This is a genomic window from Faecalibacterium sp. BCRC 81149 (assembly GCF_022750605.1).
Taxonomy (GTDB): Bacteria; Bacillota; Clostridia; order Oscillospirales; family Ruminococcaceae; genus Faecalibacterium; species Faecalibacterium duncaniae.
Map to the genome: position 1 here is coordinate 1 of NZ_QXJA01000028.1, position 9,504 is coordinate 9,504.

Annotated in this window: 12 protein-coding genes, 2 tRNA genes and 2 rRNA genes; 6 read left to right on the forward strand and 10 right to left on the reverse strand. The window is 50.4% G+C overall.

Annotation, left to right across the window (positions count from 1 at the left end):
- Together D3F01_RS15520 and D3F01_RS15525 are read left to right on the forward strand one after the other, a co-directional pair.
- Positions 1 to 674, forward strand: a 674-nt coding sequence (locus D3F01_RS15520; protein ID WP_242889570.1) for an FAD-binding protein, incomplete at its 5' end; no start/stop codon positions are given.
- Positions 671 to 1,372 (forward strand): 2Fe-2S iron-sulfur cluster-binding protein, encoded by a 702-nt coding sequence (locus D3F01_RS15525; protein ID WP_242889571.1) that lies wholly within the window; start codon positions 671 to 673, stop codon positions 1,370 to 1,372. The genes D3F01_RS15520 and D3F01_RS15525, both read left to right, overlap by 4 nt.
- A gap of 44 nt (positions 1,373 to 1,416) precedes the next feature.
- Here D3F01_RS15525 and D3F01_RS15530 read toward each other — a convergent pair whose 3' ends face one another.
- Positions 1,417 to 1,668, reverse strand: coding sequence for a DUF6061 family protein (locus D3F01_RS15530; RefSeq protein WP_242889572.1), 252 nt, complete (start codon positions 1,666 to 1,668; stop codon positions 1,417 to 1,419).
- Positions 1,669 to 2,150: 482 nt separating this feature from the next.
- Here D3F01_RS15530 and D3F01_RS15535 point away from each other — a divergent pair, with 482 nt between their 5' ends.
- On the forward strand, positions 2,151 to 2,399 hold the full coding sequence (locus D3F01_RS15535; protein ID WP_097783552.1) for a DUF6061 family protein: 249 nt from the start codon (positions 2,151 to 2,153) through the stop codon (positions 2,397 to 2,399).
- Between the two features lie 83 nt (positions 2,400 to 2,482).
- On the opposite strand, the gene D3F01_RS15540 is transcribed toward D3F01_RS15535, so the two are convergent.
- From D3F01_RS15540 to D3F01_RS15560, 5 genes are all read right to left on the reverse strand, one after another.
- A complete protein-coding gene (locus tag D3F01_RS15540) occupies positions 2,483 to 3,022 on the reverse strand; it encodes a hypothetical protein (RefSeq protein WP_242889573.1) in 540 nt (179 codons plus the stop codon).
- Positions 3,023 to 3,087: 65 nt separating this feature from the next.
- Positions 3,088 to 3,426 (reverse strand): hypothetical protein, encoded by a 339-nt coding sequence (locus D3F01_RS15545; RefSeq protein WP_156065922.1) that lies wholly within the window; start codon positions 3,424 to 3,426, stop codon positions 3,088 to 3,090.
- Positions 3,427 to 3,656: 230 nt separating this feature from the next.
- Positions 3,657 to 4,322, reverse strand: coding sequence for a sigma-70 family RNA polymerase sigma factor (locus D3F01_RS15550; protein ID WP_242889574.1), 666 nt, complete (start codon positions 4,320 to 4,322; stop codon positions 3,657 to 3,659).
- Positions 4,306 to 5,136, reverse strand: coding sequence for a helix-turn-helix transcriptional regulator (locus tag D3F01_RS15555; protein WP_242889576.1), 831 nt, complete (start codon positions 5,134 to 5,136; stop codon positions 4,306 to 4,308). Before D3F01_RS15555 ends, D3F01_RS15550 begins: the two co-directional genes overlap by 17 nt.
- 57 nt (positions 5,137 to 5,193) lie before the next feature.
- Complete coding sequence (locus tag D3F01_RS15560; protein ID WP_242889578.1) at positions 5,194 to 5,370, reverse strand: hypothetical protein; 177 nt, start codon at positions 5,368 to 5,370, stop codon at positions 5,194 to 5,196.
- 450 nt (positions 5,371 to 5,820) lie between these two features.
- On the opposite strand from D3F01_RS15560, the gene D3F01_RS15565 reads away from it, so the two are divergent.
- The 3 genes from D3F01_RS15565 to D3F01_RS15575 are packed head-to-tail and all read left to right on the forward strand — an operon-like array spanning position 5,821 to position 8,848.
- Complete coding sequence (locus D3F01_RS15565; protein ID WP_242889581.1) at positions 5,821 to 7,086, forward strand: plasmid recombination protein; 1,266 nt, start codon at positions 5,821 to 5,823, stop codon at positions 7,084 to 7,086.
- A 42-nt stretch (positions 7,087 to 7,128) separates the two neighbouring features.
- The gene (locus tag D3F01_RS15570; protein WP_207697962.1) at positions 7,129 to 7,443 is read left to right on the forward strand and encodes a helix-turn-helix domain-containing protein; all 315 of its coding nucleotides are present in this window, start codon (positions 7,129 to 7,131) and stop codon (positions 7,441 to 7,443) included.
- Positions 7,444 to 7,459: 16 nt separating this feature from the next.
- The gene (locus D3F01_RS15575) at positions 7,460 to 8,848 is read left to right on the forward strand and encodes a site-specific integrase (protein ID WP_097786545.1); all 1,389 of its coding nucleotides are present in this window, start codon (positions 7,460 to 7,462) and stop codon (positions 8,846 to 8,848) included.
- Between the two features lie 162 nt (positions 8,849 to 9,010).
- On the opposite strand, the gene D3F01_RS15580 is transcribed toward D3F01_RS15575, so the two are convergent.
- From D3F01_RS15580 to D3F01_RS15595, 4 genes are all read right to left on the reverse strand, one after another.
- Positions 9,011 to 9,086 (reverse strand) — tRNA-Lys (locus D3F01_RS15580).
- A 3-nt stretch (positions 9,087 to 9,089) separates the two neighbouring features.
- Positions 9,090 to 9,164, reverse strand: a tRNA-Glu gene (locus tag D3F01_RS15585).
- A 7-nt stretch (positions 9,165 to 9,171) separates the two neighbouring features.
- A 5S ribosomal RNA gene (gene rrf / locus D3F01_RS15590) occupies positions 9,172 to 9,288 on the reverse strand.
- 124 nt (positions 9,289 to 9,412) lie between these two features.
- Positions 9,413 to 9,504: ribosomal RNA gene (locus tag D3F01_RS15595) — 23S ribosomal RNA — on the reverse strand; the annotation flags it as partial.

The window sequence follows — 9,504 nt, forward strand, 5'->3', positions numbered from 1 at the left end:
GCCGTGATTATGAGGTGTTCCTCGACATGACAGAACTCCCCAAGGAAGTCATGGAACATAAACTTGCCGGACTGGTGGATGATTGTCAGACCTATCTGCACAAAGATATTCGCAAAGAACCCATTCCGATTTTGCCGGGTATCCACTACTTTATGGGAGGCATTCAGGTGGACGAGCGGCACCGCACTTCGATGCGGAATCTGTACGCTGCCGGTGAATGCTGCGCTCAGTACCATGGCGCAAACCGTCTGGGTGGAAATTCTCTTCTGGGTGCGATCTATGGAGGACAGATTGCTGCGGAAACTGCCTGCCGGGAAACAGTCAGTTCCCCCAATATGCCCTGTGCCGAAGAATCCCTTCTGCCCGAACTTTCCCCGGACGCTCAAATGCAGATGAATCGTATTCTGCTGAACGCACTCGGTGTCGTGCGGGATGCACAGACATTGGAAGCGGGCATTCAGGAAATCCGCAAACTGTCTGGCACCCTTCCGCTTCTGGGCTGTGCCATGCTGGAAAGTGCCCTCGCCCGAAAAGAAAGCCGGGGTGCGCACTGGCGGGCAGATTATCCCCAACGCAACGATGCCGTTTACTGCAAAACCACCGTGGCACACTGGAACGGGCAGCATATCGCCATCAGCTTTGAATCCATCCCCGAAAGGCGGCATGATTTATGAACTACACCATCCGAATCAAACGGCAGGAAAACCCGCAGGCTTCACCCTGCTGGCAGGAGTTTTCCTTTGAGGGAAGTGCGGACATCTCGATTGCTTCGGTGTTGAACGAGCTGAATCACCGCAGCCCTCTGTGCGAAAAGAGCGGAACGGTCGTTTCCCCCATTGCGTGGGAATGCGGCTGCATGATACGCAAGTGCGGTGCCTGTGCCATGCGGATCAATGGTCTGCCTCGTCTTGCCTGTTCCGTTTTTCTGCGGGACTGTAAGGGAAGCGTTGTTACTCTGGAGCCTTTGAGCAAATTCCCACTGGTGAAAGATCTGGTCGTAGACCGTTCCGTAATCTTTGAAGCACTGAAGCGGACAAAGCTGTGGCTGGAAGGAGATGCGTTCCAGACCAGCTATACGCACAGCCAGCGGTATCGATCTGCTAAGTGTCTGCTCTGTGGCTGCTGCTTGGAGGTCTGCCCGAACTTTGACCCGAACAGTGAATTTGCTGGAGCTGTTCTGCCCGTCAACGCTTACCGTATTCTGAACGAAGAACAGGATATTGCCCATCGGACAGAACTCGCAAATGCGTATCGTCAGCTTTATTTTGAAGGCTGCGGAAAATCTCTTGCGTGTCAGGACATCTGCCCAGCCGGAATCCCGGTCGAAGAACTGATGTCACATTCCAATGCCGCAGCGGTCTGGAAGCGATAAAGTGTAAAAGGGTATGCGGTTTATAGCCGCATACCCTTTTATGCTTAATCTTCTAATCCGTGACTTCCCGCCACATTCTTCAGATACTCCTCTGGTTCGCCGTTCAGAATCAAGTCTGCATAGCCAAGCGGGTCATTGTAGATGAGATAATCTAACTCCGACCTCTGCGCCATGGTCACGTCCAATTCATCCTCGACCCCAGTGCAGTCAATGGAGATCATTCTCCCATCCCGGAGCAGCAGCTCCACGCAGCCGGTATCCATATTGAATTTGCAGGCTCTTGCATCGTACTTCATGTTTGTGTCCTTTCCGCCTTACGGCACTCTTACAGTGGTCTGTCGTGCTTTCTTATGATAAGGTCTAGGACGTTTTTCGATGGAAGCAATGGATTCATTCTGTTTTCCGAAAAACACAAAAAATCCGAACCCTTCTCCTATTGGAAAAAAGTTCGGATTTTGTTGTTGTGGTGCACCTCCAGGGACTCGAACCCTGGGCCCACTGATTAAGAGAGCAAGCCGCCGGTTCGTCTCAATTTATGGAAGTTTCGAGTCATCGTTATTTTTAATCAAATCAACGTGATTTTTCACCCAGCAATTTCTGCACCCTTTGTCGGATTTTGCAGCGAAAAGCACCCTCTGCACGTTTTGAAACCGTGCAAAATCCGTGCAGAAACCGTGCACTTACTCTCTGACAAACAAAATCGCCCTATTCCCTACCGGCTTGACGGCATTGGTTTGAGTGGCCGCACACCAAAAATCAAGTCTAGGAGGACACTACTATGATGAAACTACTTTCCTGCCGCTACAATATGGACACCAACCGGGTGGAAGCCCGGTTTGAGGATGGCACTGTCCTTTCCCTTGACTGCATCGCCATTGAGGACGAGTACGGCAACACCCCGGCACAGCGGGCAGAACTGGATTGGCTGCTCTACAATAAGCCATTGGAGTACGCCCAGCTTGTGCTGAGTGGTGAGATTGAACACTACCTTTCACTTGGCTGCGACCATGGCAGACTGGAAGATTGACCTTTAATTAAAATATCCAAGGCAAAACAACAGCCCTCTACTTGCAGTCGTTGCAAATAGAGGGCTCATGGTTAGTTAGTAGTTCAACCTATTATGGTAACCATCTGAAAATACCGATACTGGTATTCATCTTCTAATACCGCCTGCATTTCTTCCATGTATAGCGGGTCTTTCAACAGTTTGGGATGAAATGCTCGCTCTCTCCAGAGTCGGACTCCAATTTCGGGAAAAAAATATTCCGTTCCCAGTTGCAAGTCCTTTTCGTTGCAAATAACGTTGTCCTTTTTCATTAAGCTATCAATAATACACTCGGCGGCTGTATTAAACATATCCATCCCGAACAATTTTATTGATACCACTTTAGACAAATCACGCTGGATGCCGATTTCAGCAGCTTTTCCGTTCCGATACTGCACAAGAAAGAACGAATCATTATCCATATATCGTCCGGTTATCAAATTAGGGTCATCGGTTTCCGCACAACGCTCCATTTGCATTGCTTCATCAGAAGAATTCGACCACTGTTTCTTCATTTGTAGAAGAGCATTTTCTAGCTCATCTGATGTCATACCTAATTTTAATTGTCCAATTCTAATATGCGGTTCAACAATTATCTCTTTCATAATAATATCTTCATATTCTCAAAAGCATCTATATTCATTTCATTGTTTAGGGCATGAAAATAGGATTATGGTAATCGAATACTGTATATCGTATCAAACTGATAGGGGTCAGATAATAAAACCTTTCCATTGGAAACTACCGCAATCTTTTCGCCTTCTTCAATTTGCGATAGCTGAATATTTCCTTTTAAGTATTTCGAAGCTCCCTGAATGAGATAGTAATTATTTGTACCGTACAGTTGATTGGGAGCAGTTGCATAGATAGAATTATTGCTTAAATCCACCTTTGTTACAGTAAGTTCCGATTTTGTCCTCCCCCACGGATGCAACAGGAAACCGCCTATAAGAATCGCTACGATCAAAGCCATACCAAAGGCAGTCAATTTCTTACTTGATTTCGTCATTTTAATCACCTCTTCATCAGAGCTCTATTTGAATTATCCGAACGTCACATTTTTCTGATCGATTGCAGTTATAAGAATCACATCAATGGTATCATGATTATTGGCTTCTCTGTTTGAATAACGAATTTTAAGCCTGCTTTATTTCATCTGTCCACAATTTTTTTCAAAATCGTATAGCTGCACATAAATTTCCAGAAAACTTGTAGCACAATCACGATTTTTCTTTTCATTCAAACAAACCACCACGGCAGTTCCAGCCACAAATTATCCATGGCCTGTTCCTCGGTCTTTTTAGCACGGCTCTTTGTCAGGTGGAAGTATATCGCTGTACCGATCAGGGGATGCTCCTCACCGTCTGTGAAGCCATAGCGGTACAGCAGATAAGTCTGCTCTCGCCGGGTCAGCCGTTTCAGGCTATCGTACAGTTCCCGGCGCGATTCCTGCTCTTCCATAATACTCTGCGGCTGCATGGCATAAGGGTCTGCTATGGCTTCGATGCGCCGCAGTTGTTCCTCTCCCGGCAGAACATCGTCCAGCGAAACGCGCTGGTAGCAGATACCGTCCTTGCCCTCCGTTACCATCCGCTGCTCAAAAGCGGCAAAGGCATCCCGCACCATGTCCATCATGGCGTTATGAATGGCAGGAGCCGCATAGGTCAGGAACTTCATGCCGCGCGCTGCATCGAACTTCGGCACGGCCTTCCACAAGCCCATATTCCCTGCCTGTTTCAAATCGTCCGTGTCAAGGTTCAGGCCGGACTGTGCCAGATTCATGCTGCGGAATAGGTCGTTCGCCACCTTGCCAATAAAGGACTTGTTGTTGTCGATCAGGCTGTCCAGTGCAGTTGCATCGCCTTTCTGTGCCAGCGCACAAAGCCGTTCATTCGTCTGCTTCATGGGCGTTTTCCTGCTCTGCGGCAGACTGCAAGATTCCCAGCAGACCGTTCCGCAGCTGTTCCAGTGCTTCCGGCGTGGCTCCCTCCATGCCCGAAACGCTGTCCAACATTGCATCCGCCAACTGCTCTGCCGTGATCGTTGGGTGCTGCACATCCTGCCCTTTGGTCAATTCGGTGAACATTTTCTCTGCCACTTTCTTGCTCATGGCTTCCTGTTCAGCGTAATGGCTCCCGATGCCCTTTTTGATTTCCTTGACCGCCGCCATGAAGTACATTTCAATGTTATCAAGGTCGCCTTGGTACACCGGCTTTCTTCGGAGACTGATGTCCTTTGCGGCTTTGGCTGCTTCCGGGGTCTTGACCTTTGTGCGCAGCAGGGTGCTCAATGTCGTGAGCATGGCATTCTGTGCTGCGATACCAGACGCAAAAGTATCATCAAAATACTGCGCTATGCGGTAAGTAAGCTCTGCGAAACGGGCATTTTCCAGCAGCAGATTGACCACCTCTGTATTGACACGCCCTGTGTAGAGGTTCTTTGCAGCTTCTACGGACAAGCCCAGTTCGGCAATGTCGTAATTTTTGCGGTCGGGGATGTTGGTTTCTCCCAGCAGGAAATCCGTGGACACATTAAACAGCCTTGCGATTTTCAGCACCTGCTCATGGGTCAGCGTCCCTTTTGCGCCGCTGATGAAGCGGCTGATGGTGCTTTTGGAGCAGCCGATTTCCTTGGCAAGCTCCGGTTGGCTGATATTGTGCTCTTTCATCAAGTCCGCAAGACGGACATTGGACGGTGCGGGCAGATATTCCTGTGCCATGTGGTCGGCCCTCCTTTTTGAGCTTTTTCCTCATTATAATACGCTCTGCCGTTTTGTTCAATATACGGTTACCTCTCCGCCCTTGCTGTTGCAAATCTGCAACCAGTAAGGGCTTTTTTCTTTTTCCGTTGCAGTTTTGCCGCTTTTTTGCTCTTTCTGCAAAATTCCCCGTATATTCAGGCAGGAAACAAAAAACACCAGAGTTCCCACGCTGGGTACTCTGGTGCAACGCATAACACCGCCCTGCTCGGTGGCCGCAGGGTGCGCGGTTTTGTGGACATCGAACCGCTTGTCCCCCCCTGCCCGTAAAAAGTGCATTTTTTCACGGAAGAAGTTCGTACAACCTGTACGGTCTGTACTTGTACGAATCTGTACGGCAGATTGCAAAAAATTAAAGCGTGTTATCGTTTATATTTTGTTTATCCGTACGCCGTACGAACCGTACAGGTTGTTTGAACTCCGTACGCAATTTTTTCAGATGCGTACGGAGCAATCAAGTTCGCATTGTGCGAACTTGATCGTAGCTCTCCCGCAGGAGACGTTCCCCTCGGAGAGTCCTCGAAGAGCCCACTACACTTTGCAGCCCATAGGGATGAAAGTGTTATAGTGGGTTATTACACTTCCGAAGAAGTGCACCTCCGTCCCCCGTCACCTTCCTCTGAACCCCGAAAGGAGGGATGCCCTTTGGCAAGAAACGATGGTATTGACCGCACAAGTGTCCGAAATCTCGCCGTTTCGGACAAGGCCGTTGGCAACACCCAACAGCACAACGAGCGCGAAAAGGACAGCTATCGGAACCCCGATATTATCCCCCAGCGCGCTGCATGGAACGTCCACTTCAAAAAGCCAACCGCCAGCTACACTGACCTGTTCTCCCAACTGGAAGCCGCTGGTACGATTTCAACGCGCGGCTTGAAGCCGGATGCCACCCATTACTGCGAGCTTGTCTTTGATGTCAACTCGGCCTACTTTGACAACCACGGCGGCTACGAGTTCGCCAAGCAGTTCTATGAGGATGCCTACCAAGCTGCCGTTCAAATCGTGGGCGGTGAGCAGTATATCCTCTCGGCAGTCATGCACGCCGATGAGATCAACCGTGCCATGACCGAAGCATTAGGCCGTGAAGTCTACCACTATCATCTCCATGTGGTCTATGTGCCTGTGGTGGAAAAGCAGATCCTCTGGTCGAAACGCTGCAAGGACAAGGCACTGGTCGGCACAGTCAAGGAGGCCGTCATGCAGGTCAGCCGGAGCAAGAAGTGGGCATCCAAGCCCTTGCTGGACGATGCCGGAAAGCCCGTCCTGCAAAAGAACGGCAAACAAGTCCTGAAGAAGTCGTACAGCATCTTGCAGGATGATTTCTTCAACTATATGCGCGCTGCCGGGTACACGGATGTGGAGCGCGGCGAGCGTGGCAGCACCGAAGAACACCTAACCGTCACCCAGTTCAAAGTCCAACGGGAGCAAGAGCGTCTGGGCAGCCTGACCGTCCAGATTGACCAGAAAGGGCAGCACCTCACCCAAACCAACAAAACCCTCTCCAAGACCGAAAAGGAACTTGCCGCTGTGCAGAAAAAGGTCACGCTCACAAAAGAAGCCCTCATTCATGCGCGCGATCTGGATTATATTGGTAAGCGCACCTTTCTCGGCAACTATTCGCTGACCGAAGAAGAGTTTTCCAAGCTGAAAAAGCAAGCCGACCACGGCTATATGATGGATGTGGAGAACCGCCGCCTGAAAGAAGAACTTTCCACCGCCAAGAAAGAGGCCGTTCGTTGGAGCAACAAGTACCACGACCTGTGGTACGACGTGAAACCCTATCTGGATGCTCTCCACCGTGCGCCCGAACTGGTGCGTGGCTTTCTGGAAAAGATTCTTGCCCCCAAGCAGGAGCACACCATGAATGTGCCGCAGCAAAACCGTAAGCGTGGGCAAGATGTAGAACTTTAAGCTGAATTTTTAGATGATATGACAATATAAGGAGCAATGCTTATGGATTTTGACCGTAATTCTATGACCGTCCCTGTGCAATCTTCCGATTATACGAAAAAGTTCTTGCAAAAGGACTCGAATCCCACTACAATGGAAGTGGTCACTCAAACCAATGCCGTCAGGTCTCCGACTGACAGCCCGGCAACCACGAAACTGGTGTACACGGTGGAAGAGATCGCACGAATGCTGGCCATCAGCCTGCGCTCTGCTTACAATCTGTGCAACAGCACTACCGAATTCCGTGTCCTGCGAGTAGGCGGAAGCATCCGTGTGCCGAAGGACAGCTTCGATGCGTGGCTCTACCGGGCAGCTTGATAAGGAGGCAAACAGTATGGCATATATTACGAAGCGCGGCAACTCTTACAGCGTCCGCTACACCTACGAAGATGAGCACGGCAAGAGCTGCGACAAATGGGAGAGCTTTCCCACAAAAGAGGAGGCAACGAACCGAAAAAAGCAAATCGAGCATGAACTGGCCGCTGGCACTTTCCTGATTCCGTCCTCGGTAACGGTGGCAGAGTTCCTGATGGACTGGCTGCCGAAACAGTGCAGCAAGCACAAGTGGGCACCCAAAACCTACGAATCCAACCTTTCCACCATTCAGAATCTCATTATCCCCTATATCGGTAGCATGGAGATGCAGAAGCTCAAGCCCTACCACATGGAGAACCTCTACACGACCCTGAGCAAAACGCCCTGTGGTTCGTATATCGAGGGCAAGAAGCAGGAACTGACCGAAAAGCAGAAGCAGCGTTTCCTTTCCGGCACAACGATCCATGAGGTGCACCGGCTGCTGGGCACTGCCTTCCAGTATGCCGTAGAGTGGGGCATCCTTGTCAAAAGCCCTGTTCCCGTGGACAGCCCCAAGAAGTCTACGCAGGAGCGCACCATCTGGACGGTAGAGGAAATGAGGGCGGCTCTGGACAGCATGGAGGACCCCATCCTGCATCTGGCAGTCCACCTCACACTGGTGGGCGCACTGCGAGAGGGCGAGATCGTAGGTCTGACCCCGGAAGATCTCGATTTTGATGCCGCAGATGGCATCGGAACCTTCCGTATCAACAAGTCCATGCAGCGGGTGCGGAAAGAAGCCCTAAATCAAGTGGACGATGGCTGCATCATCAAGATATTCCCGGACAAGCTGGAGCGCAGCACCACTTCCCTCATCCTGAAAAGCACCAAAACCGCATCCTCCTGCCGTACCATCTTCATGACCTCTGCACTGAAAGAGGAATTGAAGAAGTGGCTGAATCAGTTGGCGGCAGACGAGATGAAAGACCCGGCACGCTACCATGATAGCGGAATGCTGTTCCGTCTACCCAATGGTCTGGCAGTGGAGCCGGTGCTGATCCGCAAGAAGTTCCTCAAATGGCAGGATGCCCACCCGGAATTCCCCCGCATTGTGTTCCACGGTTTGCGGCATTCCAGTGCCACCTATCAACTGATGATTTCCGGCGGCGATGTGAAAGCCGTTCAGGGCACCACAGGGCACGCCACGGCGGATATGCTGGTGAACACCTACGCTCATATCCAGCAGTCCTCTCGTGTAGAACTGGGCAGGAAATTTGAGGAAGGGTTCTATGCTAAACAGGAAAGCCCCAGCCCGCAGGCTGTACCCGCCGCAGGCGAACCGACCATCTCCATGACCGCTCTGCTGGAACTTCTGAAGGACGCAGACCCCGAAGTAAAGGCGCAGCTCCGTCTGGCTCTGCTGACCTGATGCAAAATTTACCACGCATTTCAAAGCAATTCCAGCCCATGCAGAGGATTCCCACGAAAACGCCGACCGTGCAAAAACCGTGCATTGACCGTGCAAACCCCGATTTTTCGGGGTTACATAACAAAAAAGAACGTCAAATCTTACGATTTGACGTTCAATATCTGGTGCACCTCCAGGGACTCGAACCCTGGGCCCACTGATTAAGAGTCAGTTGCTCTACCAACTGAGCTAGAGGTGCATATGGTGACCCGTACCGGAATCGAACCGATGTTAAAGGCGTGAGAGGCCTCTGTCTTAACCGCTTGACCAACGGGCCATATAAAAGTCGGCGACTACCTATTTTCACGCGCCGTTTCCAGCGAACTATCTTGGGCACGAGTGAGCTTAACTTCTGTGTTCGGAATGGGAACAGGTGGAACCTCACCGTCATCGTCACCGACCAATATGACTGGTTCAGTATAACATTTCTGTTTTACTTTGTCCAGTGTTTCTTGAAGGACGTGCCTTCAAAACTGAATAATCACTGCTGACATTTTATCATTGACTTGAGAATTCAAGCGAATTGTGGTCAAGCCCTCGATCTATTAGTACACACTTGCTGAATGGATCACTCCACTTACACATCGTGCCTATCAACCTCGTAGTCTACAAGGGAT

Excerpts from the sequence above, each read along its gene's own strand:
- D3F01_RS15525 (WP_242889571.1), top strand. The coding sequence starts at position 671 with ATGAACTACACCATCCGAATCAAACGGCAGGAAAACCCGCAGGCTTCA.
- D3F01_RS15530 (WP_242889572.1), bottom strand. The coding sequence starts at position 1,668 with ATGAAGTACGATGCAAGAGCCTGCAAATTCAATATGGATACCGGCTGC.
- D3F01_RS15535 (WP_097783552.1), top strand. The coding sequence starts at position 2,151 with ATGATGAAACTACTTTCCTGCCGCTACAATATGGACACCAACCGGGTG.
- D3F01_RS15540 (WP_242889573.1), bottom strand. The coding sequence starts at position 3,022 with ATGAAAGAGATAATTGTTGAACCGCATATTAGAATTGGACAATTAAAA.
- D3F01_RS15545 (WP_156065922.1), bottom strand. The coding sequence starts at position 3,426 with ATGACGAAATCAAGTAAGAAATTGACTGCCTTTGGTATGGCTTTGATC.
- D3F01_RS15550 (WP_242889574.1), bottom strand. The coding sequence starts at position 4,322 with ATGAAGCAGACGAATGAACGGCTTTGTGCGCTGGCACAGAAAGGCGAT.
- D3F01_RS15555 (WP_242889576.1), bottom strand. The coding sequence starts at position 5,136 with ATGGCACAGGAATATCTGCCCGCACCGTCCAATGTCCGTCTTGCGGAC.
- D3F01_RS15560 (WP_242889578.1), bottom strand. The coding sequence starts at position 5,370 with ATGCGTTGCACCAGAGTACCCAGCGTGGGAACTCTGGTGTTTTTTGTT.
- D3F01_RS15570 (WP_207697962.1), top strand. The coding sequence starts at position 7,129 with ATGGATTTTGACCGTAATTCTATGACCGTCCCTGTGCAATCTTCCGAT.
- D3F01_RS15575 (WP_097786545.1), top strand. The coding sequence starts at position 7,460 with ATGGCATATATTACGAAGCGCGGCAACTCTTACAGCGTCCGCTACACC.